This is a genomic window from Vibrio sp. 1402, from assembly GCF_033340275.1.
This window is the reverse complement of record NZ_JAWOWE010000005.1, coordinates 35,099-60,115: the sequence shown is the minus strand read 5'-3', so window position 1 is coordinate 60,115 and position 25,017 is coordinate 35,099. Positions and strand designations below refer to the sequence as shown.

Sequence of the window (25,017 nt, the reverse complement as noted above, 5' to 3'; positions counted from 1 at the left end):
TAAAAAGCGGGAGTACCAGTTCCCGCTTTGTTTTAATTGATTGGATGAAACGACGCACTAACTTAGTACTGGTCCCTGATTGAGTGTGGAATCATCTTTTAGTGAGGATGTTGAAGCGATAGGCTCGGAAGCCACAGTTTTGCTTTCAACAAGCGGTTCAACAGGACCATCAAGTTTCTCTTGCTCTGGGTGAACATGCTCTGGAAGCATTGCCCATGGCTTAGGTTCGCGTCGAATACTATGAAACAGCGTTAAGCTCATCACCGCGATAAAAATGGCGATAGGGAAACCGGCAATAATGGAGGCCGTTTGCATTGCTTTTAACCCTCCTGCGTATAGAAGTACTCCCGCAATGGCTGCGATCATGATCCCCCACAATACGCGTATAGAGGTAGGAGGCTCACTGTGCCCAGCGGCATCGAGGGTACATAGAACCAAGGTACCCGAGTCTGCGGAGGTAATGAAATAAGTACCGAGTAATAAACACGCAAGTACGCTAAGTAGTTTACCAAACATACCTGTATCTAGATTGTCGAATAGCGTAAACAAAGCGCGTGTAGTATCGGCTTTAGTCGCTTCAAGAATCGGGCCGCCAGAAAAATCCGCAGGTGGTGTTTGTTTGGCTTCTTGTGCCGCAGTGACTTGCTCTTGATGAGCAACACGAGCGTCTTGCTCTACCTTCAACGCTGCACCACCAAATACTGAAATCCATAAGAATGTGATCAGCGTGGGTACGATGAGAGCACCGCCGATAAGCTCACGTATTGTGCGTCCTTTAGAGATACGAGCTACAAACATGCCAACGAAAGGCGCCCAAGTCATCCACCAAGGCCAGTAATAAGCCGTCCACCAGTTTTGCCAGCCAGAGTCATTCTGTGCATCGCTCCATAAGCTCATACCGACAATGTTTTGTGCATAAAGCCCCGTGCTTTCAAGTAGCGTATTTAAGATATAGCGAGTTGGGCCAATATAAAGTACGACCAGCACGAGTGCGAGTGAAAGCAGCATGTTCCATTCTGATAAACGGCGAATACCTTTCCCTACACCAGATAGCACCGACGCAACCGCACAAGTACAAAGGGAAACGATAATAAAGAGTTGAATCCCCAAACTAATGTCTAGACCAAAGGCTTGATTCAAACCAGAGTTTATTTGGATAACTCCCATCCCCAAGGTTTGAGAGATACCGAAAGCAGTCACCGCGACTGTTAGGATATCAACCGTGTGTCCGATAGGCCCATAAATACGATCGCCAATCAAAGGGTACAAGATAGAGCGTAGGGTAAAAGGCAGATCTTTACGGTAGGAAAAGTAAGCTAATGCGAGCGCCACAATGATAAAGACAGACCAAGGATGTAGACCCCAGTGAAAGAATGTCAGTTTCATTGATGTTGTTGCGGCTTCATTGGTCAGGCCTTGAGTAAATGGGTTGTCAGCGTAATGCCACATCGGTTCGGCGACCGACCAGAAAATCAAGCCTATCCCCATGCCTCCGGAAAAAAGCATGGATACCCAAGACAAATAACTAAACTCTGGTTTTTCGTCATCTTTACTCAAACGAATATGCCCATATCGACTAACCATAAGGTAAAGAAGAAAACCGACAACGAGTGAAACAAGTCCGATGTAAAACCACTTCATATTCTGTAGCAAAATGCCGGAAATCGTTTCGAAGTATTGGCCCGCTTGATTGGCGAGAATGGCGCAGAAAAGTACAAAACCGATAACGACGATCTTTGATGCGATTGTCACAGTCGGATTGAGTCCTTTCAATATCCCAGATGTTGCTCTCATAGGCATCCCTCACAGTGCGTTTGTTTTAGTATTATTGTTTGTTGCGTTATTGTTAATTTTTGAAAGAGAGTAGAGAGAGGGCTTTTGTGTTTCAACTGATTAATACTCATCGGTTAATGAGTATTAATCATGACAAGAAGATCATTGTTAATTAAAAGGTTACTTTTTTGTTCGAGATCAATGCATGAATGACAAAAACTCATCCAAGTCCGGCGAAAAAGTCGTTTGTTTGTTGCCGGGTTGTTAATCAAAATCATCTCCACTAACACAACACGATGTTGTACGCACTGGATGCAACTCGACTCTCGGAGATAAGAATATGAGCAATGTCAACCAAACCATTATTCCTGTTGAACTTGTTGATAATGTACTGAACCCAATCAGTGAAGCAACAGGAATGCCGAATCAGGCCTACACCAGCGAAGAGTATTTTACTTTTGAGCGTGATCAGGTGTTTGGTAACACTTGGGTATGTATTGGTTTTGCATCAGACCTGCTTAAAAATGGTTATGTGATGCCACTTGATTTCATGAATCTTCCACTACTCATGATGAGAAATCGCCAAGGTGAAGTCCAAGTTTTCCACAACGTATGTAGTCATCGTGGTATGAAGCTGGTTCATGAGGCAGGCGAAGTTCAAGGCATGATTCGCTGTCCTTATCATTCATGGACGTACGATCTTGACGGCAATCTAAAAGGCACACCACACATTGGTGGTATCGCAAAACACAAAGATGATCGATTTAAGTGTGAAAAACATGGCCTTAAGCCACTTCGTTCAGCCGTTTGGATGGACATGGTATTCGTCAACTTATCGGGCAATGCAGAAAGCTTTGAAGAGCATATCGCGCCGCTAGAGCAACGTTGGCAGCAGTTCTTAGGTGAAGATGGGTTAGGTCTTCTTCGCCGCGTGAACATGGGTGGCAACTTAGAGATCGAAGTAAAAAGTAACTGGAAGCTTGCCGTAGAAAACTACTGTGAAGCTTACCACTTACCTTGGGTGCATCCGAGTTTGAACAGTTATTCTCGCCTAGAGGATCACTACAACATCATGTTTGCAGAGCGTTTCGCTGGCCAAGGTAGTCTCGCATACAACCTCTCTGATACTGCAGGTACACACTTACCTAAATTTCCAAGCTGGCCAGAAGATAAACTGCGTCATGCAGAATATGTTGCACTCTTTCCAAACGTGTTGCTTGGTATTCAAGCCGATCATGCCTTTGCAATGATGATTGAACCAATCACTGCGAATAAGAGTGTTGAGCACCTACGTGTTTTCTATGTGGGTGATGAAGCAACGAATGATGAGTTCGCTGCGTGCCGTACTGCTACCGTTGAGTCATGGCGAGTCGTATTCGGCGAAGATATTGGAGCGGTCGAGGGCATGCAGGAAGGTCGTTATTCACCTGGCTTTGGTGGTGGTGTGTTCTCACCAGAAATGGATGTTCCGACGCATTTCTTCCAAACCTGGTTGGCAAAGCAAGTGAAAGCGGCACTGGAGCAGTAATATGATGCATTACCTTAATTATATTGATGGTGAGTGGTGCGATTCAGAGCAAGCGCTGACCGTCATTAACCCTGGCACAGCCGAAGCGTATGCGACGATTGCAGAAGCCACTATCACCGATGCAGATCGCGCAATGGCAGCGGCACGTCGAGTGGTCAAGCAAGGTCTTCTTTCGGACGTTCGTCCAGCCGTCAGAACCGAGTGGATGTTAAAAGCCTCCGCGGCTATTCGTGAAATGGTTGATGAAGGTGGGTTAGTTGCCTGCCGTGAAAATGGGAAATCTTTGCAAGATGCCAAAGATGAGTTTTTAGAATCGGCACGTTACTTCGAATACTACGCTGGCATGGCCGACAAGCTGGAAGGCACGTCAATTCCGTTGGGTAAAGATTATGTCGATTTCACCCAATATGTGCCGTTTGGTGTGTCAGTGCAGATTGTGCCGTGGAATTTCCCAGTTTCTATTTGTGCACGCTCATTAGCTCCTGCATTAGCTGCTGGTAACGCAGTGGTGATCAAATCGCCAGAGATTTCCCCACTCGCTATGACGTTGTTGATTAAAGCGATTGAAAAAGCGGGCTTCCCAAAAGGCACGATTAACTTGCTATGTGGCAAAGGCTCCGTAGTTGGCAGCCACTTGGTGCAGCATCAAGACGTTGATCAAATTGTCTTTACAGGTTCTGTGCCGACCGGCCAACGCATCCTGCAAGATTCAGCGCAACGCGCCACACCATCTGTGATGGAGCTGGGTGGTAAATCGGCTGCTATCGCACTGAAAGATGTGAGTCTCGAAACACTTTTGAAAAGTGTCCAGGTCGGTATTTTCTTTAACGCTGGTCAAGTGTGCTCGGCAATGTCTCGTTTGCTGATTCAAAAAGAGCGTTATGAAGAAGTAAAAGCGGCGGTAGTGGAAATGGCAAAAAGCCTAACTATTGGCCAAGGCGAGAGCCAACCAGATATCACGCCACTGGTTTCCGCTGATCAGCAAGCACGCGTGCTTGAAATGATAGAACAAGCAAAAGCCGACGGCGCGAACATCCTAACGGGTGGATACGCCCCTGATTTGTCGGGTTACTTTGTGGCACCGACGGTGATTGAAGCCTCACCAGATATGCGTATTGCTCAAGAAGAAGTGTTTGGCCCTGTACTGGTAATTACACCGTTTGAAACCGAGCAAGAGGCCGTTGAAATCGCGAATGGCACCGATTTTGGCCTGGTCGCTGGTGTCTTTGGTGAAAGCCTAAACCAAACATTGCGTGTGGCACAGCAACTGCGTGGTGGACAAGTGTTCATCAATGAATGGTTTGCTGGTGGCATCGAAACACCATTTGGTGGCGTGGGCTTGTCCGGGTTTGGGCGAGAAAAAGGACAAGAAGCGATTTATAGCTACGTCCAGACACGCAATATTGCCATTCGTTTGCAGCAAGACAGCAACGTATAGCTACCGTGTAACTGTATTTTCATCACCTCGTACCGGCTTGGATTTCAGACCACAAGCTAGGGCGAGGTTGATGGAATCACAACAAATCTGACAGCGGTTTGTAAACACGGAAATTCTGAACAAGGTAGTTGGAGTATAAGTGATGAGAAAGTGGCTCTGTATTATTTGCGGCTTAATCTATGATGAAGCACAAGGTTGGCCATCCGATGGTATTGCACCAGGAACAGCATGGGAAGATGTACCGGATGACTGGTTATGTCCTGACTGTTTAGTGGGTAAGGCCGATTTTGAAATGATCGAAATCACCGACGATGCGCCACTAGAAGAGGTTGCAGCGGTGTCTTCGGCGTCGGTAGAAGCGTCTGTTCAGCCAAATACTGCTCAGCCTCTTCCATCTGAAGTTACTCAACCTGTATTCTCAAATGACCCTATCGTTATCATCGGTAGTGGCCACAGTGGTTACCAGTTGGCGGCGGCACTTAGAGCACAATCCGAGACGGTTGCTATCACCGTCTTTACCGCTGATGATGGCGCTTTGTACAGCAAACCAGCATTGTCTAATGCACTGGTCATGAATAAAGACGGCGACGCGCTACAAAGTGAGAGCGCGTTGGAGTGGGAAAGCCGTCTCAATATCCGAGTTTACCCGCATACCCGTGTTGAACAGATCAATCGTGCCAATTCAACGTTACATACCTCCATCGGTAAATACGCCTACAGCCGCTTGGTACTGGCAACAGGTGCATCACCGATTGAAATCCCAATTGAGGGCGATCGCTCTTGGGTTATGAGTGTGAACGACTTAGTTGATTACCGCCGTTTCAGAGCGGAGCTGCAAGACAAAAAGCGCATCGCGATCCTAGGTGATGGCTTAATTGGCTGTGAGTTCGCAAATGATCTGATCGAAAGCGGTTATGAAGTAACAGTTATCGGGTTGGGTCAATGGCCAATGGAGCGTTTGATCCCGCAACAGTTGGGTGAATCATTACAAAGCGCACTTGCCGATCGAGGCGTGCAATGGGCTCTACAAGACAGTATCACCAGAATCGAACCAAGGTCGGAATCTAGTGCGGTTTTACATCTAAACAGTGGCAAGCAGATTGAAGCAGATCTAGTGCTGAGCGCGGTTGGACTCAAGCCAAATGTTTCTCTGGCTGAGCGCGCGGGGCTTGAAGTTGGCCGGGGCATTAAAGTGAATCAATTCGGCCAGACGAGTGATGAGAATATTTACTCGCTAGGTGACTGTGTTGAAACTGAGCAAGGTTGGCAGCCCTATATTGCACCGATTAATCAAATGATCCCTTCTGTAGCGAAAAGCTTGCTAGGCGATGTCGCCCCTATCTCGTTAACACCAACTCCAGTGATTGTAAAAACGCCGATTCTTCCACTCACGATTTTCCCGGTAGCCGCTGAAGAACAGGGACAATGGTACATCGAGACCCAAGCAGATGAATTGACCGCTGCGTTTTATTCACCAGAAGGAGCAATGCTCGGTTTTGCGTTGCTAGGAAGAAAAGTACAGTCATTACGCGGCCCTTGGCTAGATCAATTGTCATTGAAACTGTCAGTAGCGTAGCGGAGAAAAAAGATGATTCATTTACCCAATGATGACGTGACGTGTGGTTGGTACCATGCGTTGCCAAGTATTCCAGAAAAATCGGCGTTAAAAGGTAAACAAAGTGCTGACTATGCCGTGTTAGGTGCCGGTTTCGCAGGCCTAGCTATGGCAAGACGTTTAGCTGAACTTATGCCTAATGCACGAATTATACTGATTGATGCGCAACGTATCGGCCAAGGGGCTTCAGGAAGAAATTCGGGCTTTGTTATCGATTTGCCTCATAAGTTTTCACTTGAGCATCCCGACCCTGAGCACAAACAAAAGTTATTGTCGCTCAACCGTTCTGCGATTGCTCAGCTAAACACTTTAGTGTCGAAGCACAGTATTTCTTGTCAGTGGTCAGCAAAGGGCAAATATCAAGGAGCCGTAGGCGCGCGCGGTGAAGCGTATCTCGATCACTTTGAGCACCTAATGAAAGACCTTGGCGAACCATACTTCCATGTTAATGGCAGTGAGCTGGCGAAAGTCTTGGGAACAAACTACTACAGCCGCGCAATTTATACGCCAGGTGGTTATTTAATGCAACCTGCTGCTTTGGTGCGTGGGCTAGGGGAAAGCCTTCCAGAGAACGTCGAGGTGTTAGAGAACTCGCCAATCCGCAAGCTCAGTAAAGAAAACGGTTGCTGGGTATTACATGGAGATAGTGGCTCTGTTGAAGCCCCTGAACTGCTGCTTGGGACCAGCATTTTTACTCGGGAGTTTGGTTATCTTAAAAACAGACTACTTCCAGTGATGACGTTTGCAAGCTGGACGCGTCCATTGACCGACGCAGAAATGCAACGATACGGAGGTGAGCTGAATTGGGGGTTAACTCCAGCTGATCATGCGGGAACGACGTTACGTATGACCGCCGATCGACGTATTTTGATCCGCAATACTTACAAACACGTGCCGAAATATGGCTCAAGCATGAACGATAAAGTCAGAGAACAAATTCGCGACGATCATCGTCAAGTCTTTCTGGCGCGTTATCCCGAGCTGGCCGACGTACCATTTACTCACACATGGGGTGGGGTGTATGCAATCTCTCGTAACTTTACTAACTTTTTCGGTCAATTAGATGAAGGTGTTTATGCCAGCGCTTGTGACAATGGTGTTGGTGCTGCGTGGGGAACCATTTCTGGAACACTGTTAGCTGACTATGTCGTTGGTGCGACATCTAAATCATTGGATGACATACAGCAAGTGACAGGAATGCCTTGTTTGAATCCGCCAGAGCCTTTTTTAGGTTTGGGAGTAAAAACGCGTATCCAATTAGCAAAATGGCAAAGCCGGAGTGAATTATGAAGCCAGTCAAACTTGTTGATAGTAAAAGTCTAGATTTCAATGTTCGTGGTGATACGCCGGGAATGGCGTATGTTGCCAGGGCGTTAAGCCCAGAAATTTCACCAAACATAGGCGTAGGCTTTGCTAAATGGGAAGGCGCTAAAGTGGCTTGGACAGTGCTTTATGATGAGGTTATTTTCGTGATTGAAGGCTGTTTCGAGCTGACCGCAAATGGTGAAACACATTTTGTGCACCCAGGTCAGATGCTGTGGATACCGGAAGGGACTGAATTGGTTTATGGTGGGCATGCTCTGTTCGGCTATGTGGTTCATCCAGGAAACTGGAAAGAGTTACATGGTATTGAATGACTTTTATCATTTAGTAGTGTTTCGGAAAGGCAAAACAAAAATCCGATTTTTACCCATGAGTTTTCGTAAAAGAACTTAATCTCAGTGGAGCAAGGGTTTCTTACTTGCTATGTTTCTTGGTCACGTTTCCAGACGTGTTAGACCTTTCTCAATTGCTATTTTATCTATCAAAAAGGGAAGCCTTGGCTTCCCTATAATGAGTCTTCTTTTGGCTTGGCTGAATCTTTTATTTTAGCTCAAATTTACCCTGCATGATTGCCCAGTGACCCGGGAACGAACAGAAGAATGAATAGTCACCGCCGGCTTTCATTTTCTCAGTACTGAACGTAATGCTGGTGCTTTCACCGCCACCAATTACTTTTGTGTGAGCGTAGACGCGATCATCATTTGGTTTTACGTAGTTATTTTCTGCTCCAGCTGCCATGCCATCAGTACCGACTGCTTGTAGGTTGGCTGTGTCAGAGATGACCACGTTGTGACCCATCGATTGCGCTGGCATCTTACCTGTGTGATTCAGCGTTAGTTTTACCTCTTTACAAGTGGCTGGTACGCTCAATGTTTTAGTAGAAAACTGCATCATATCGTTAGCATCTAATGACACTTCACACTCGGCACTGGCTTGGGCACCAAAGCTCATTCCTACTAATGCGAAGGTTGTTGCTAATAAACGTAAAGACATATAACACTCTCCATTTTGTATTTTAGGCTGACTTGGATTGATCTTATCCAATAGTTCTCATTATCAGCCAATTTTCACTCCAAAAACGTGCTTCAATCGGTATATTGACGTTTTGTTGCAAGCTTGTACTGGTCAGTTCCGCTATTTGATCACTCAAATGCCTTATTTCATGCGATTGCGTGAGTTAAATCAAAAGTCGTGATTAGCCAGAGTTAAGGTGAAAATAATCTCTCTAAACGGGTGGCAGAATTGTTTGGTTTTACGGTATTGGAGAGGTTTCAAGAAAGAAGCTCAGCTAAATTGCTGAGCTTCTAGAGAACAGACGACAAGTAGACCTAGCGAGTTTGCTTTAACGTGTGCAACACATCATGCAGTGAAGGTGCGACGGTATGGCCTAATTGTTTTATTTCGTTGCAAGGCTCAACCAAATCAGGAATTTGATAAGTGATCATGTTCGCTGCTACAGCAGCACGCACGCCATTATTTGAATCTTCAAAGGCGAGACATTTGGTTGGATCTACGCTTAGACGACTTGCTGCAAGCAGGTAGATCTCTGGCTCAGGTTTGCCGTGTGACACTTCACAGCCTGTCGTTAAGTTGTCGAAATACTTGCTTAGGCCCGCTAATTCCAACTTCTTCTGTGCCACTTCTTTTGCTGTAGAAGTGGCGACTGCAATTGGCAACCCTTGGCTTTTCAACCACTCAAGCAGCTCAATCACCCCTTCTTTTACTGGTATCGCTTGGTGCTTAACCACAGCGTCGTAACGGTCGCGCCACTCTTGGTGTAAGCGGTCAAGATCATCCCCATAAGCTTTACGAAAAATCACTTCAATGCCCGCTGCATTGCGACCAATGATTGAAAGATAAACATCTTTATAGAAGGGTAGGTTCTGGGCTTCACATGCTTCTTGGAAAATATGCATACAGACGCGCTCAGTATCAAGGAGCAAACCATCCATATCAAAAATAGCAGCTTGGTAGTTCATTACATTAAGACTTTTTGGTTGGGATGGCGCATTTTGACACAAGCAGATCGGTTTTTCTTCTAAAAATTAGAACTTGATTTTGATCCTATGAGTTCACATTGCCTTTGAACACACTATACACAGAGTCTATAAACTAGGTGTGAAATATAATGTTTTTAAAATTAGAAAAATTTCAGTTAAATAGATAAAACTCTATCTTAATATAAGCTAGAGTTTTATTAATATCCTATTGTTATTTTAACTATTGAATGATTTATTAATAATAAAATAATACCAAGTCACGATTGTTTACGACTGCATGAGTGTACCAGCTCTTGACTTCAGATATTTGTTGCTCTGATAAGCCTCCGAAGTCAACGTTATCTTGGTGAATATCTTGATTTTTTATCATAAAAACAACAGGGAAATCGTCAGGGAATGGGAATTTTATAGGATAATCGGTATTAGTGAATGGAATATCGCAGAAATCGTTTACATCGCAAGGATACCAAGAGTTATTGGATAAGTAATAACCAGTTATCTTACATATAGCTTCAAGCAAGTAAGCATAGGCGTAACCCAAGTGACTGTATTTTATCTCTTCAGACAACATTTGCATAAGAAGCTCTTCAGCTCGGATGCTTTCGCCACTACTTTCCAGCATTTCATTAATCGCCTTAAAGGAGTCTTGACACCTTTCCATGATGGCTTTTTCTAGCTCTGGATTACGCTCATTCTTTAGTACGTTAAAAACCTTTTCAGTATCTAATGAATATACTGTCGCCCCATATCCCATATTTTATTCTCCTCACTTTTATACAGTTAAATTCATTTAAGTGTTTTTTATCGAAGGGATTATATTTTGATGTTTTTTGAAGGTAAAGTGTATATATAGAGGTTGTATTTATTATGATGAACTTTGAAAGTTTAAATTCTTAAAATAAATACTATATATTTAATTTTATTAGATCTAGCTCATAAAAATACCTTAACTATTATTGTGTTTATTGTTAAGGGTTATTAAATCTGTGAGGTGGTTCAAGACAATAAAATTTAGAAGAAAATACCGTCAAACTTAGGTGGCTATTCTATCTGAGCACTCAGCTCACTACTTATAGTGGGCTGAGTGAGCGGTTGGGCATCGGCTCTTTATTTGGCGATGAATATGCCATATTAGGTGATATTCGTTAGTGTCTATTTTATCCCTAGCCGTTTTGCTAATCGGTGCAAATTGCCGTTATCTAATTCAAGCTGACGTGCCGTTGCTGCCCAGTTACCTTGGTTCTCTTCCAGAACTCGAACAATCATCGCTTTTTGGAAGGCGTCTGTGGCAGGCTTTAATCCGCCTTCTGGTAGCTCAAGCCGAGATTTTTGTTCCGTTTCTTCAACGTTCTTGATGTTCTGATTCGGCGTTCGGATGTCAAAATCTTGCTCAACTAACTCAATATCCATGGCGTGGGTACGCGCTTTTGCCAAAACACCAGCACGTTTAATGACATGTTCAAGCTCTCGCACGTTGCCTGGCCATGAATAGTCTTTGAGTGCCTGCACCAAAGTGGGGGACAAACGAATGCTGTTCAATCCCAATTTGCTTCTTAAACGTTCGGCAAAAAAGCCTGCGAGTAACACCACATCGTCTTCACGTTCACGAAGAGGTGGAACATGAAGCGGGAAGACGCTTAGGCGGTGATATAAGTCGGCTCGGAAGCGACCAGCAGTCACTTCTTCATGCAATATACGGTTGGTGGCGGCGACAATGCGTGTATTGACTCGAATATGGCGGTCATCACCCACACGTTGAATGTCGCCGTATTGTAGGGCTCGAAGTAACTTGGCTTGCAGCTCTAACGACAGTTCGCCGACTTCATCTAAAAACAGTGTGCCGCCATCGGCTTGTTCGAACTTACCCTTGCGATTGCTGATTGCGCCTGTAAATGCGCCTTTGATATGGCCGAACAACTCGCTTTCCGCGACTGATTCTGGCAGCGCCGCACAGTTGAGGTAAACCAAAGTATTGCTAGAGCGGCTAGAACGATGGTGAATAGCGCTCGCAACCAACTCTTTACCTACGCCCGTTTCTCCCATCACCAACACAGACAATTCCGTATCGGCGACGGCATCAATCTGCTCTTGAAGATTCCTCATGCCCTGAGAGTTGCCAATGATTTCGTTACTCAACGTGCGTTTCTCAGCGTAAGAGTCGCGTGGCAGGCTCGTTTGTGTCTCTAGCTGTTCTAGTAGGAGTGCAGTGTGCAAGCCACCTGCTGCCAATGCGCTGACAAAACGTAATTCTTGGTTGCGTAGCCTATCAAATTGGTTGGGGTCGAAGGCGTCAATCGTAATAGCACCGATCAGTTGATCGTCGATCAGCAAAGGTAAACCAATGCAGGAATGGACATGCAGTTTGTCATCGTGGTTTGGAATCAAGCCATCGTATGGATCCGGTAAATCACTGTCAGAGGGAAAACGCACGATATCGCCTGCTCGGGCAATAGCTTCTAACCTTGGGTGTTGCTCAATGGAGAAACGGCGTCCAAGCACTTCTTTCGCCAATCCATTGATCGCTAAAGGCTTAAAGTGCTGCTCTTCATACAAAAGAAGGGCAGAAGAGTCACACTTCAATACATCTCGAATCGTGGTTAATAACGTATCAAAGCGAGCCTGTTGAGTGAGCGCTGAGTTAAGGTCTTGCGTGATGTGTAGCCATTGCGCGATTAAAGAAGTCATAGCCAATACCGATTGTGTCAATATGACTATTGTAGTGTCTTAATGACAATTTTCAACTGTGTCTAAATGACAGCTGTCAAAGTTGAGTTTTAGTTAAGCTGTTGAAATGTAATGGAATTAAAAGTTGGCACACCCAGTGCAATACAAGAAGAAATTATTTTTGTTTATCCCGTCATTCAAGGTAGTAATTATGACAATTCACGTAAAAAACAACATCCACTGGGTAGGTCAACGCGATTGGGAAGTTCAAGACTTCCACGGTACAGAATACAAAATGACAAAAGGTACCAGCTACAACAGTTATCTAATTCGTGAAGAGAAAACCGTATTGATTGATACGGTCGATCATCGATTCAGTCAACAATTCATCCAAAATTTAGAGATGGAAATCGACCTTAAGTCTATCGACTTTATCGTGGTAAACCATGCAGAGGAAGATCACTCAGGCGCATTGTCGGCATTGATGGAGAAGATTCCGAACACGCCAATTTACTGTACAGAAGCGGCAATTGATTCGATTGTGGGTCATCACCACCATCCTGAATGGAACTTCAAAACCGTAAAAACGGGCGACAGCATCGATATTGGTAACGGTAAGCAATTGGTGTTCGTGGAAGCGCCGATGCTGCATTGGCCAGACAGCATGATGACTTACTTAACTGGCGATGCAGTGTTATTCAGCAATGACGCATTTGGTCAGCACTACTGCGATGAACGTCTGTTCAATGATGAAGTGGATCAAAATGAGTTGATGGAACAGTGTTTGCGTTACTACTCAAACATCCTAACGCCGTTCAGCAGTTTGGTAACCGCCAAAATCAAAGAAGTGCTGAGCTTCAATTTGCCTGTTGACATGATCGCAACGTCACACGGCATTGTATGGCGCGATAATCCAGTTCGAATCATCGAGCAATACTTAGCATGGGCAGACAATTATCAAGAAGATCGCATTACGATTTTCTACGATTCTATGTCAAACAACACCCGAATGATGGCCGATGCAATCGCGCAAGGCATTCACGATGTCGACCCTAGCGTGGCGGTCAAAGTCTTTAATGTCTCTAAGCATGATAAGAATGAAATTCTCGCCAACGTATTCCGCTCAAAAGGCATCTTGGTTGGTTCGTCTACCATGAATAACGTCATGATGCCGAAGATCGCAGGCATGCTAGAAGAAATTACTGGTTTGCGCTTTAAAGCGAAGAAGGCCGCAGCATTCGGTAGTTACGGTTGGAATGGTGGAGCGGTGGATCGTATCCATGCTCGATTGACTGACGCAGGTTTTGAAACCGCAGTGAGCTTGAAAACCAAATGGCGACCAGATGGTAAAGCGATGCGTGAATGTCGCGAACATGGTCAGAACATCGCAAAATTGTGGGCAAAGCATGACCTGACAAGTCCTGTTATTTCTCCTGCGATTACTGCATCTGTACCACAAGTTCAATCACAACCCGTTGCGCCAGTGACAACACAAGCGGTAGTAGATGCTGCTCCTAGCAACCCTAGTACTGAGGCGCATCCCGCAGATTGTCAATGCATGGTTTGTACGGTTTGTAATTGGGTATACGACCCAGCTAAAGGCGAGCCTAACCAAGGTGTTGAACCGGGTACAGCTTGGTCGGAAGTGCCAGATTACTTCTTGTGCCCAGAATGCCATTTAGGTAAAGACGTTTTCGTTGAATACAACGGTTAGGAGGGAATATGCAAGCACCTATTGTGATTATTGGTAGCGGCTTTGCGGCTTACCAATTGGTGAAAACAGTGCGTCGAATGGACGCACATATTCCGCTGCAAGTGTTTACTGCTGATGATGGCGCGGAATACAACAAGCCCGATTTGAGTCATGTATTCAGTAACAAGCAAACTGCCCGAGACTTGGTAGTTAAAAGTGGTGAGGCGTTTGCACAGGAACACAACATCGAACTGTTCGCCCATACCAAGGTTGAGCATGTCGACGTGCAAGCTCAGCAAGTGGTCGCCAACGGCCAAACCTATCCTTATTCCAAACTGGTGTTTGCGACAGGCGCGAAAGCCTTTGTGCCGCCAATATCTGGTGGTGCAGCACCAGAGGTGATAACGCTGAACTCGCTACAAGAATATCAATTAGCGGAAGAGCAAATTAGCCGCGCGGAACGAATTCTAGTAATGGGTGGTGGTTTGATCGGCGTCGAGATCGCCATGGATCTCGCAACCAGTGGTAAAGCCGTTACGGTGGTTGAGCCAAATCCCCGTTTGCTCGCTAACTTGATTCCTGAATTTGTTGCATTGCCGCTGGAGAATCAACTTAAGCAGCAAGGTATTCAACTTGCCTTAGAGACTGGAGTTGTCGCGATCAATCACTCGGATGATTCGCTGGTGGCAAGCTTGAGCAAAGGTAAGGAAATCGAAGCCGATGTAGTGATTTCAGCTGCGGGTTTACGTGCTAACACTTGGTTAGCGAAGGCTTGTGGGTTGAGTGTCAATAAAGGCATCGAGGTGGATGCCCGATTACAGACATCAGCAGCCAATGTGTTCGCTTTAGGCGATTGTGCTGAAATCCAAGGTCGAATGATGCCTTATCTCCAACCGATCGTGCTAAGTGCCAATGCTTTGGGCAAACAGCTACTAGGGCAAGAAGCTGAGTTGAAACTACCGCCTATGATGGTAAAGGTCAAAACACCGAGTTATCCAATTCAATTGGCAGGCGATTTTAGTTCGGTGACGAATTGGAGCGTGCAGATTTCTCAAACTGGCATTGCCGCGAAAGCAGAAGATGAAAATAGCCGACTCATGGGCTTCGTCGTGACGGGAGAACAAGTTACGCAAGCATTTCCATTGCTTCGAGAGTTGTCTCAAGCCGCTCAGGCTTAACCGATTTAAACGAAAAGAATTGTAATTAGAGAGGGTATTATTATGTCGCATCTACGAATTCCTAAAGACTGGACTGTTCAACGTTCAACGCCTTTCTTCACTAAAGACAATGTGCCACCAGCGCTACTGACTCATCACAATACTGCTGAGGGTGTGTTTGGGCAGTTGTGCGTCATGGAAGGGCAAGTGACTTACTACGGCTTTGCTGATGAAAATGCCACAGAAGCAGAAGTAGTGGTGGTGATTAATGCAGGCCAGTTTGCTACCAGCCCACCGCAGTACTGGCACCGTATTGAGATGAGCGATGATGCTCAGTTCAACATCAATTTCTGGTCGAACAAGGACAAGAGTGGGCAAGTGATGTTCCATGCTAAGCAGTAGTAAACCTTTGTAAGTGCTTTGACTGTTACGCTAATCGTCAAGTAAAGGGGTGTAGAAGGCGCAATAAACGGACTGAAATACTGGATCATCGAGACCGTGGAAAGAGAAATCACGAGTAATGATTTCAATTCTTTAGTAGCATGTTACGAAACATTTCAGTCAGGTGAACTAAGGGAAGCGTGCAATGGAAAAACAACGAGTAGCATTTATTGGTCTGGGTGTGATGGGATACCCAATGGCTGGTTACCTAAGTAAAGCGGGCTTTGAAACCAAAGTATACAACCGCACAAAAGCGAAAGCCGACAAATGGGCTGAAGAATACCAAGGCGTAGCTTGTGAAACACCGCGTGAAGCGGCAGAAGGCTGTGACATCGTTTTTACCTGTGTGGGTAATGATGATGACGTTCGTAGCGTTGTTTACGGTGAAGAGGGCATTCTGGTCGGCTTGAAAGCGGATGCAGTGCTAGTGGACCACACGACCACTTCTGCAGACCTAGCGGTTGAGCTGGCTGAAGCGTGTGCTAAGTATGGTAATCACTTCATTGATGCGCCAGTTTCTGGTGGTCAAGCAGGCGCAGAAAATGGTGTTCTAACCATCATGTGTGGTGGTGAACAAAGCATTTTTGACCGTGTGTCTCCGGCGATGGATGTGTACGCGAAGCAGATGACGCTACTGGGTGAAAACGGTCAGGGTCAACGCTGTAAGATGGTAAACCAAATCTGTATTGGTGGCGTTTTACAAGGGCTGAGTGAAGCTTTGTTGCTGGCACAAAAATCAGGCTTGGACATCGCTCAAGTTGTAGAAACGCTTAAGCATGGCGCTGCAGGTTCTTGGCAGATGGAAAACCGCGCAAATACGATGGCTGAAGACAAGTTCGATTTTGGCTTCGCTATTGATTGGATGCGCAAAGACTTAGGTTTCTGTCTGCAAGAAGCTGAGCGAGTGGGTCTAGAACTTCCACTGACTAAGAAAGTGGATGAGCAATACGCAGACCTTCAACGTGATGGTTTAGGTCGCATGGATACATCAGTACTGATCAAAGCGGTCGCTAAAAATCAGTAGTTGATGAATCAGTAATAGATAAACAGTTCTTTGGTATCAAAGAGCTTAAAGAAATCTAAGTTAATCATAATGAACCTCCTTGAGCATGGTTTATGACTTTTGATTAAGGATTAGTGATTTGAAATCAGGAGGTGCTGTAGAGCACCTCCTTTTTTTCGTCTTTAAATCACACAGTGTAATGATTGCAGCGTTCGCTTACTTGTTTAAGCCTAGTGCAATTTCAAGACCTTTGCCGTACGCTTCGTCCGCTTGGTATGCGTGTTGAACGTGGCGCTGTTGGATGAACTCTGGTACACCGTCCATTGCGCGAGCTGTGTTATCGAGCAGAGTTTGACGTTGCTCTTCGCTCATCAGACGGAATAGGTCACCCGCTTGGCTGAAGTAGTCTTCGTCTACACGATGATCGTAGTGATCAGCGTTGCCATTGATGCGTAGAGGTGGCTCAGAGTAATCTGGTTGCTCTGCCCATTCTTGTTTGTAGTTTGGCTCGTAACCCAGTGTTGAACCAAAGTTGCCATCAACGCGCATTGCGCCATCGCGGTGGTAGCTGTGAACAGGGCAACGAGGTGCGTTCACTGGGATTTGATGGTGGTTCACACCTAGACGGTAACGCTGAGCATCGCCGTAAGCGAACAGACGACCTTGTAGCATTTTATCTGGAGAGAAGCCGATACCAGGTACTACTGCAGCTGGGTTGAACGCTGATTGCTCAACTTCTGCGTAGAAGTTTTCTGGGTTACGGTTCAGTTCGAACTCACCAACTGGGATCAGTGGGTAATCTTTTTGAGACCATACACGTGTTAGGTCGAATGGGTTGAAGTTGACTTCATCCGCTTCTAGCTCAGGCATGATCTGTACGTACATCTTCCATTTAGGGAAGTCTTGGCGCTCAATCGCTTCGTAAAGGTCACGGTGATGGCTTTCGCGGTCTTTACCTACGATCGCTTCTGCTTCTTGGTCAGTCAGGTTCTTGATGCCTTGCTGAGTTTTGAAGTGGAATTTCACCCAGTAACGCTCGTTTTCTGCGTTGATGAAGCTGAATGTGTGGCTACCAAAACCATGCATATGACGGTAAGAAGCTGGGATACCACGGTCACTCATTACGATAGTCACTTGGTGGAATGCTTCTGGTAGTGATGTCCAGAAATCCCAGTTGTTGGTAGAGCTACGCATGTTAGTGCGAGGGTCGCGTTTTACTGCGTGGTTTAGGTCTGGGAATTTTAGTGGGTCACGTAGGAAGAATACTGGTGTGTTGTTACCAACCAAGTCCCAGTTACCTTCTTCAGTATAGAATTTTAGTGCGAAACCACGGATGTCACGTTCTGCGTCTGCTGCACCGCGCTCACCAGCTACAGTAGTGAAGCGAGCGAATAGTTCTGTTTTTTTGCCGATGTCAGAGAAGATCTTAGCGCGAGTGTATTTTGTGATGTCGTGCGTTACTGTGAACGTACCGTAAGCACCAGAACCTTTTGCGTGCATACGACGCTCAGGGATCACTTCGCGGTCAAAGTGTGCCAATTTTTCAAGGAACCAAACGTCTTGTAATAGTTGAGGGCCACGAGGACCTGCAGTCATAACGTTTTGGTTATGTGCGACAGGGCAGCCTGCTGCTGTAGTCAATTTCTTGTTTGTCATTTTTCTTCCCCCTCCAGGGTTCAATACCTTAGAAACTGTAGAGGAGGTTATTACGGAAAAGCTGGGGGAGAAAACTGATATTGCTTATCAATTCAATAGATGGTGACTATGGTCGAAACTATATTAGAATCAGAAATTTACTACATTAGCTTGATTGACATAACAATCGGCGTTCTCGAAAGCGATTGACTGGGGGGAGCGCTATCCAGTTAGCGTGTCTGCGATGCTAGTAATATCGCCCCTTAAATGAAGTTTTACGTGTCATCAAAGGGGCGAAAGGGGGGAAGTAATTAAGAGTACTTCACTTCAAGTTGTTCAGCTTTTGCAAATGCTGGGTGTGTCGCGAGCTGTTTCCCATAACGTTCAATATTAGGGAAGTGATTAACTAAACCAAACTTTTGAACCAATTCGACAATGAAAGACATCATGATGTCAGCGCCAGTCAGACGCTCTTCTACTAGGTAAGTTTTGCCTTCTAAGGATTGCTCGAAGTAGCCTAGTACATTCATTGCTTCCTTGTCGGCATAGCCTGATAAAAACTGAGTTTCATTTGGCTCTTTGCTTACGAAGATTTTTAGCAGCATAGGTAAAATTGCAGAGCTTTCTGCAAAGTGCATCCATTGCAAATATTCTGTGTGTGCTTTTGTACCACGCTCAGGAGCAAAGGCTCCGTCACTGTATTTCTCAATCAAATATTCGGTCATTGCACCTGACTCAATGATAATCTCGCCGTTATCTTCAAGAACAGGTGACTTTCCTAATGGGTGAACACTTTTTAGTTCTGGCGGTGCCATGAAGGTCACGGAATCACGGACATAGGGTACAATCTCGTAATTTACATCTAGCTCTTCAAGTAACCAAATGATGCGCTTTGAACGAGACTGATCGAGGTGGTGAAGTTTAATCATTTACATATCCCTTTTTATAATGGGTCGTTAATCTGTACTACAAGCTTGCCGAAATTCTTACCTTCCAACAGACCGATGAATGCTTCTGGCGCATTATCCAGTCCTTGTACTAGATGTTCGCGGTATTGGATCTTTCCTTCTGCCAACCATTGATTAATATCTTGCGCAAATTCACCGTAACGATGTCCGTAATCATCAAAAATGATGAAGCCTTGCACCTTGATTCGTTTGGTCAGGAGCTTACCCATTAGTAATGGAAGATGGTCGGTACCTTCAGGCAGCTCTGTCGCGTTGTACTGAGAAATCAAACCACAAAGTGGGATACGCGCATTTGTATTCAGAAGTGGCAATACAGCCTCGAATACTTTGCCACCTACGTTTTCGAAGTAAACATCGATACCTTTGTCACAGGCATTTTTCAGTTGTTCTGCAAAGTCTTCAGCTTTGTGATCAATACACTCATCGAAACCAAGCACCTCTTTAGCGTAACGGCATTTTTCTTCTCCGCCTGCTATACCAACAACTCGGCAACCTTTGATTTTACCAATTTGACCAACTGTTGCGCCTACAGGCCCCGTAGCAGCTGCTACCACGATGGTTTCCCCTGGTTTTGGCTGACCAATGTCGAGTAAACCCATGTACGCGGTAAATCCTGGCATACCTGCAACGCCTAGCGCGTAAGAAGGATTTTTCGGTTCTTTACCAAGTTTAATGACCATCTCACCAGTTGAGATAGCGTAGTCTTGCCAGCCAACAGTGTAGGCAAGAACCCATTCACCTGCTTCGTAATCTGGGTGGTTTGATGCTTCTACCTGACAAACTGTACCACCGACCATTACGTCATCAATTGCAACAGGGTCAGCGTATGATTCGGCATCACTCATGCGACCACGCATGTATGGATCTAGAGATAAATAAACCGTTCTCAATAGCATTTCACCCTCTTTCGGAGTCGGTTTCGTTACCTCTTCTAAACGAAAGTTTTCTTGTGTCGGTGCACCATGGGGACGTGACGCGAGTACTATTCTGCGATTTGTTGCGTTAGTCATATCTATCTCACTTGTTGATTAGACCGGTCGTCTAGCATTTGTTTCAAAATATCCCGCTTATGTAAAGCGGGAAGGTTTACTGTGTTAACACTGACGCTTTTTCTGACAGTGAAACGTGTGTAGGGTGTTCATTCTGCTTCCACGCCGCCCGTTATGGGCAAGTGCGCGTATTCTGCAGTAAGTGTTGAGTATAGGTCAGACTTTGCGTCAATGCTGCCTGATCTTGATAAAGTTTGTTCAGCAAGCTAGCGCCATTCCAAAGGTAGTATATCTGCCTTGCTAATAACGCACTGTCACCATTGGGGATTGAGCCATCTTGAATGCCGATGTCAATGCAATCCGCTATCGCTTGAATGGTTTTGTCTGCTCCTTGGCGTAATGCCAAGCGCATTGACTCAGAGAGATCGGAGACTTCTGCACTTAACTTAACCAATAAACATTTGTTCGCATTACACACGTCGTCTTCTACTTTGACCATTTCTTCGAAATAGCTCATTAGGCGTTGGTAGCCACTCAGTTCAGTATTGGTAAAGCGTGCGTTTAAACGCTCAAAATACTTAGTAAAGTAGTCTTGAATCATCGCTTCACCAAATTGTTCTTTGGATTTGAAGTAATGATAAAACGACCCTTTTGGCACTGCGGCCTTTTTTAATAGCTCTGAAAGACCAACACTCGTGAACCCTCGGTTTACGATCAACTCGTATCCGACGTCGAGAATATGTTGGCGTGTGTCATTCGTCTTTGCGTTCATGAAGTGTACTATAGGATGAATTAGACCAGTCGTCTAGTATTTGTTGTGGGTTATTTAATCAGCTCATACTCAATAACAAAGAGCGTGTCGGTATTTGGGTAGATTTCTCGAATTAACTGCTTGAGTTTTGGTAGTTCGATGGCTTCTTGTTCTGCATGAAACTCATTAATATCTTCAAAGTGAAGTGGTTCTACAGAACGTATCTTGATATCGCAGACTTTACGATCCGTTTCTAAGGTAAAAACTTCGACTTCTGTATTGGGAACGTAATGGCTTTCTGATTCATCTCGAATCGTTATCGTCTTTTTGCCTGACGTGATCAACGGGGTTAAGAATTCAAAAAAAGTAATCTTGGTTGGATGAGATGGCATGATGTACTCGTTAGTCTGGTTGTTTGGCGTAATTATATACCCAAATCCCCCAGAGATTCCTGTATTACTAGAACGACCGAGTGCGGATGAAGCGAATTAACTTGGCACTAAAGTAACCTGAGATAACGCCTATCCAGTTGGTGCTGAGATCATCAAAACTAAATGATCGATTTGGAATAAAAAGTTGGCTCATTTCTTCCATTGAAACGATAGCCAACAGCAGTAGCAAAAGACGAATCCCAAAAACGTCGGTTTTATTCGGGCTCACCAGAGAAGGGAACGTGAAAACCGATAAAAAGCCGATCAATAAACTGAAAGTAAAGTGAAGCGTACTCGATCCGCCTAAGTAGGTTTCCATTTGCAGGTAAGCAGTATGGTGTAGGTCAGAGCTTTTCCACAAAGAGAGTGAAGCGGTTAGCATCAGGACTAAAACAAAACTCGTGCGCGCCAGTATTAAAGCCATAATTAACCTATTGGAAAGAAGCCTAAGTAACGTTTTACAAAGTACAGTGCAGCTAAATTCTGGATAGCCATGCCAATTGCCATTGCCCACGCTGCACCAATCACCCCAAACATTTGGCAAAGCGTAACAAGTAGGCAGATGGACACCGTACCGGAGGAAATTGTAATGTATTTCATGGTTCTCTCATGACCACTCATTAATAATAAAAAACCTACTGAACCAGTCGCAACATTGACTAACTGCCCCAGAGAAAGGACGACTAATAGTGGCGCCGCGGCGAGAAACTCCTCACCAAAAAACTGCATTACAAACTCGGGGAAGAGGGTGCAAATAATTACGGGTACAATCGCTAAACCAACATTAGCTCGGCACGCCAAGCGGCTCAGGTTCTGCAGTTTGCGCATTTGACGCTCTTTGTAGAGAGAGGCAAACATCGGGGCGACCACAAAGTTAATGGTAATCAGCACGAAGCCAATCAGTAGTGATGTACGTTGGGCTGCGGCTAACAAACCGAGTTCCGCTGTTGAGATAAAAAAGCCCGTAATAACAAGGCTTCCCCATTGAAGAACATTCGTGAAGATACTGCCAACCCAGACTTGCTTGGCAGAAGAGACCATTTTTTTGTTTGGTACGAAAGCCGATGTTTGATATTGATCTGAGCCAAGCCAATTGGCACTAGATATGACCGCGACACCTATGCTCGCTAAAAGCAGTGCGGTCATTAGATTGTTGATATTTTGCTGACCGATATAGTCTAGGGCAAAGACAAAAATGACCATCAACATGCTTACCCCAAGCTGCAACGCAAACAGAGATGATACAACTTTTCTACATGCTTGAAGCACCCGACTGTTGGTTTGCGCAAGCACCAAGAAAGGTATGCAAAGCAAGCATAAAGTAATCGCATACATTGGTGATTGAGTCTGGTTTAGCTGTTCTGGAAACAGATTAAACCCTGCCAACAAAACGCCTATGGCGAGCAAGCAAAATGCCATACTTCGATAAAGTGCGGTTTTATAGTTTTGGCTTTGTTCAAGCTTCTCTTTGTTATTAAAAGCGATCGCATTGTAACGAACTAACGAGACATCAAAACCTAGCTGAGAAACGATAGCGAGTAGCGAGACTAGGTTGAATAAAAAGAAGAATTGACCGGCCGTCGAAGCGTCACTGGTCTTCGATACAATCAGAGTCAGTAAAAAAGCAAATAGCGCACTCAACACACGCGTGATTGCGGTTTTTAATCCGGTAGATAACAAGCTTTTTTTACCGCTGGGCATCAACAGTAATTTTTGTTGAACAGTGTGAAACATAGGGGCATTTAACCGTAAAGTTTATTGAGTGCGAGGCGCTGTTTTTCTTCACTGAAGGCATCGTTTAATTCTGCTGTATATTGGCGAAAATCGATGTCTTCATAATGATTGACACTATGCGCGATCTGCTTGGCCATTTCTTCAGGTGTGAGCGCTAAAAACGGGTAGTTGAGATCTTTGGTTGCGCCGATGCTCCGAATAACCATAGGAAGATGTAACTTGGATGCTTCTAGAATGGTTAACGGCATCCCTTCCCATGCTGCAGTGTGTAGATAAAGGTCTGAACCCTTGAGCTTTTCAACTACCTCATCGCGAGGCAGCATACCCGTTACATCCACATTTTCAGTACGTAATTTCTGTTCGAGTACGTGGTCACCGCCACCTATCCATGTGATCTCTATCGGGCGGTTAAGTGCATACCGATTAAGGAACTGCAATGTGCTGATAAGAAACTGAGGATCTTTTTGGGGCGCGACACGGCCAAGTACAACGAGCTTCAGCGCTTCTTGCTTGTTTCGCTCTATACGATCTTCACTTTGATAAGACACGTAGTTGTTGAGCAGTTCGGCACGTTTCGCACCAATGCTAATGGCTAGGTCACACTCTCGTTGGCTACAGCCTGCAACCACATCAATTTTGCTCAGTTTTACTTTCTCTAGTGCTTTATAGATCTGGCGTGCAAGCTCTGAGATATCTTCACGTTCGAAGGCATAACAGTGCGGTGTGTAAACCAAGCGTGCCTTGCCAAGCTTTAGAAATCGGCCGAGAAATCCCGCTTTACTCGAGTGCAAATGCACGACGTCGGGAGCAAGTGATGCAATCATGTGGTTTGCATCGCGAATAAATTGAAGCAAGCCGCCTTCTACCCACTTTGTCTGTACGAAAATGTGGTGGTTGTTCTCATTGGTCAAGTCGTTTTCTCGGGCTCTGGCTAGCAAGAAATGTTGATATGGCTCGTCTCTGGATGAGTGAACATAACTATAGAGGGCGGTTTGAACGCCACCTCCAAACGCTTCTGTAACATGGAGTACTTTCTTCATGATGATTTTGTCCCTGGTGTTTGCATCCATTTGTGTTTAAAAGCATCACGCTCTTGCTCTGAATAAACGTGGCGATACAAGGGAAGATCGTACATATAGAACAGTTTTGAGAAGTCGTAGTGATTCTTAAAGTGTTGGTGGATATTGGAGTACCACTTGTTTTTCGCTTCGTTGCTGTTTTTTAGCACGAAGTCTTGCAACTCAAGAAACTCACCGATTTCTTTATCAAGAGAACTGAGCTGTTCGCATTTGATTAGCATGACGTTGGCCTGAGCGTTCTGGAATGTGAAGAAAGGTTGAGTGTTGTCCAGCTCTTGGCGCATCACATCGATATTGAAATTACGCTTTAACTCGTTGTCGAACCAGTCCGCAAAATAGTTGAGATTGATATAGTTATCAAAGCAATGCTCGAGGTGCTGATACGTGACTTCCATATCTCGGTGAATTGCATCGTTCTTTTTGCCTTCGATAAATTGCAAATGGAGATCTTGAAAGAAGCGAGAAAAGACAGTTGCGATTGGATCGCGGACCAGCGTAACGATTTTAATCTGTTCGCGTTTTTGTAAGATACGTTTTCGCTGCTTGAGCACTAAGCGATAGAGTGCGCGGTTTCGGAAGTCGAAGAATTTACTCACGTCTTTTTTATTGTGATACATGTGAAATTCTTCGTGATCATCAAAGGTGTGGATGTGATAGCTCGGGATATTTTTCTCCCCTAGCGTGTGCTCAATTGATGAGGAGCCAACTTTGCCCATTTGGTAAACTAAAACAAAATTATCAGCTTGGAGTTCTCGGTTCTTTTCAAATTGTCGAGAGATTGAATACTTCATCTAT

General features: G+C 45.0%; 23 protein-coding genes and 1 pseudogene. 10 read left to right on the top strand and 14 right to left on the bottom strand.

Annotation, left to right across the window (positions count from 1 at the left end):
- Positions 1–57: 57 nt before the first annotated feature.
- Positions 58–1,794 (bottom strand): BCCT family transporter, encoded by a 1,737-nt coding sequence (locus R7044_RS11325; RefSeq protein WP_053303842.1) that lies wholly within the window; start codon positions 1,792–1,794, stop codon positions 58–60.
- Positions 1,795–2,113: 319 nt separating this feature from the next.
- On the opposite strand from R7044_RS11325, the gene R7044_RS11320 reads away from it, so the two are divergent.
- The 6 genes and pseudogenes from R7044_RS11320 (at position 2,114) to R7044_RS11295 (ending at position 7,991) form a co-directional block, all read left to right on the top strand.
- Positions 2,114–3,301, top strand: a complete 1,188-nt coding sequence (locus tag R7044_RS11320; RefSeq protein ID WP_225455584.1) for an aromatic ring-hydroxylating oxygenase subunit alpha — start codon at positions 2,114–2,116, stop codon at positions 3,299–3,301.
- A gap of 1 nt (position 3,302) precedes the next feature.
- Positions 3,303–4,739 (top strand): aldehyde dehydrogenase family protein, encoded by a 1,437-nt coding sequence (locus tag R7044_RS11315; protein ID WP_170889991.1) that lies wholly within the window; start codon positions 3,303–3,305, stop codon positions 4,737–4,739.
- Positions 4,740–4,881: 142 nt separating this feature from the next.
- Positions 4,882–5,043 (top strand): annotated as a pseudogene (locus R7044_RS11310) (rubredoxin); the annotation flags it as partial.
- Positions 5,032–6,315 carry an NAD(P)/FAD-dependent oxidoreductase gene (locus tag R7044_RS11305; protein ID WP_225455618.1) on the top strand — a complete coding sequence of 428 codons (1,284 nt, stop codon included), beginning with the start codon at positions 5,032–5,034 and terminating at the stop codon, positions 6,313–6,315. The pseudogene R7044_RS11310 and the gene R7044_RS11305, both read left to right, overlap by 12 nt.
- 12 nt (positions 6,316–6,327) lie before the next feature.
- Positions 6,328–7,644, top strand: a complete 1,317-nt coding sequence (locus R7044_RS11300) for an NAD(P)/FAD-dependent oxidoreductase (protein ID WP_042521596.1) — start codon at positions 6,328–6,330, stop codon at positions 7,642–7,644.
- Positions 7,641–7,991: an ethanolamine utilization protein EutQ gene (locus R7044_RS11295; protein WP_017635301.1), complete on the top strand. Its 351-nt coding sequence runs from the start codon at positions 7,641–7,643 to the stop codon at positions 7,989–7,991. Before R7044_RS11300 ends, R7044_RS11295 begins: the two co-directional genes overlap by 4 nt.
- Positions 7,992–8,217: 226 nt before the next feature.
- Here the strand turns inward: R7044_RS11295 and azu are convergent, their stop codons facing one another.
- The 4 genes from azu to norR form a co-directional block, all read right to left on the bottom strand.
- The gene (gene azu / locus R7044_RS11290; protein WP_005375211.1) at positions 8,218–8,670 is read right to left on the bottom strand and encodes an azurin; all 453 of its coding nucleotides are present in this window, start codon (positions 8,668–8,670) and stop codon (positions 8,218–8,220) included.
- Positions 8,671–9,005: 335 nt separating this feature from the next.
- Positions 9,006–9,656 (bottom strand): HAD family hydrolase, encoded by a 651-nt coding sequence (locus R7044_RS11285; RefSeq protein WP_054578640.1) that lies wholly within the window; start codon positions 9,654–9,656, stop codon positions 9,006–9,008.
- A 256-nt stretch (positions 9,657–9,912) separates the two neighbouring features.
- On the bottom strand, positions 9,913–10,431 hold the full coding sequence (locus tag R7044_RS11280; protein ID WP_054578641.1) for a hypothetical protein: 519 nt from the start codon (positions 10,429–10,431) through the stop codon (positions 9,913–9,915).
- 398 nt (positions 10,432–10,829) lie between these two features.
- Positions 10,830–12,362 (bottom strand): nitric oxide reductase transcriptional regulator NorR, encoded by a 1,533-nt coding sequence (gene norR / locus R7044_RS11275; protein WP_225455583.1) that lies wholly within the window; start codon positions 12,360–12,362, stop codon positions 10,830–10,832.
- 190 nt (positions 12,363–12,552) lie between these two features.
- Here norR and norV point away from each other — a divergent pair, with 190 nt between their 5' ends.
- The 4 genes from norV (at position 12,553) to R7044_RS11255 (ending at position 16,656) form a co-directional block, all read left to right on the top strand.
- The gene (gene norV, locus R7044_RS11270; RefSeq protein WP_225455582.1) at positions 12,553–14,055 is read left to right on the top strand and encodes an anaerobic nitric oxide reductase flavorubredoxin; all 1,503 of its coding nucleotides are present in this window, start codon (positions 12,553–12,555) and stop codon (positions 14,053–14,055) included.
- An 8-nt stretch (positions 14,056–14,063) separates the two neighbouring features.
- Positions 14,064–15,212 (top strand): NADH:flavorubredoxin reductase NorW, encoded by a 1,149-nt coding sequence (norW, locus tag R7044_RS11265; RefSeq protein ID WP_225455581.1) that lies wholly within the window; start codon positions 14,064–14,066, stop codon positions 15,210–15,212.
- Between the two features lie 42 nt (positions 15,213–15,254).
- Positions 15,255–15,593, top strand: a complete 339-nt coding sequence (locus tag R7044_RS11260; RefSeq protein ID WP_213971291.1) for a DUF1971 domain-containing protein — start codon at positions 15,255–15,257, stop codon at positions 15,591–15,593.
- Positions 15,594–15,777: 184 nt separating this feature from the next.
- The gene (locus R7044_RS11255; RefSeq protein WP_005375233.1) at positions 15,778–16,656 is read left to right on the top strand and encodes an NAD(P)-dependent oxidoreductase; all 879 of its coding nucleotides are present in this window, start codon (positions 15,778–15,780) and stop codon (positions 16,654–16,656) included.
- Between the two features lie 195 nt (positions 16,657–16,851).
- Here the strand turns inward: R7044_RS11255 and R7044_RS11250 are convergent, their stop codons facing one another.
- From R7044_RS11250 to R7044_RS11210, 9 genes are all read right to left on the bottom strand, one after another.
- Complete coding sequence (locus R7044_RS11250) at positions 16,852–18,291, bottom strand: catalase (protein ID WP_033906756.1); 1,440 nt, start codon at positions 18,289–18,291, stop codon at positions 16,852–16,854.
- A 290-nt stretch (positions 18,292–18,581) separates the two neighbouring features.
- Complete coding sequence (locus R7044_RS11245) at positions 18,582–19,199, bottom strand: glutathione S-transferase family protein (RefSeq protein WP_213971293.1); 618 nt, start codon at positions 19,197–19,199, stop codon at positions 18,582–18,584.
- Positions 19,200–19,213: 14 nt separating this feature from the next.
- On the bottom strand, positions 19,214–20,248 hold the full coding sequence (locus R7044_RS11240) for an NADP-dependent oxidoreductase (RefSeq protein WP_225455580.1): 1,035 nt from the start codon (positions 20,246–20,248) through the stop codon (positions 19,214–19,216).
- 151 nt (positions 20,249–20,399) lie between these two features.
- On the bottom strand, positions 20,400–20,999 hold the full coding sequence (locus R7044_RS11235) for a TetR/AcrR family transcriptional regulator (RefSeq protein WP_005385858.1): 600 nt from the start codon (positions 20,997–20,999) through the stop codon (positions 20,400–20,402).
- Positions 21,000–21,049: 50 nt separating this feature from the next.
- Complete coding sequence (gene yqfB, locus R7044_RS11230; RefSeq protein WP_005385855.1) at positions 21,050–21,370, bottom strand: N(4)-acetylcytidine aminohydrolase; 321 nt, start codon at positions 21,368–21,370, stop codon at positions 21,050–21,052.
- 67 nt (positions 21,371–21,437) lie between these two features.
- Positions 21,438–21,833, bottom strand: coding sequence for a VanZ family protein (locus tag R7044_RS11225; protein ID WP_047102581.1), 396 nt, complete (start codon positions 21,831–21,833; stop codon positions 21,438–21,440).
- Positions 21,834–21,835: 2 nt separating this feature from the next.
- Entirely contained in the window at positions 21,836–23,143 is a 1,308-nt protein-coding gene (locus R7044_RS11220; protein ID WP_021707644.1) for an oligosaccharide flippase family protein, read from the bottom strand.
- A gap of 8 nt (positions 23,144–23,151) precedes the next feature.
- The gene (locus R7044_RS11215) at positions 23,152–24,183 is read right to left on the bottom strand and encodes a glycosyltransferase (RefSeq protein WP_213870336.1); all 1,032 of its coding nucleotides are present in this window, start codon (positions 24,181–24,183) and stop codon (positions 23,152–23,154) included.
- The gene (locus R7044_RS11210) at positions 24,180–25,013 is read right to left on the bottom strand and encodes a putative capsular polysaccharide synthesis family protein (protein ID WP_017821256.1); all 834 of its coding nucleotides are present in this window, start codon (positions 25,011–25,013) and stop codon (positions 24,180–24,182) included. The genes R7044_RS11215 and R7044_RS11210 overlap by 4 nt, the downstream gene beginning before the upstream one ends.
- Positions 25,014–25,017: the final 4 nt, after the last annotated feature.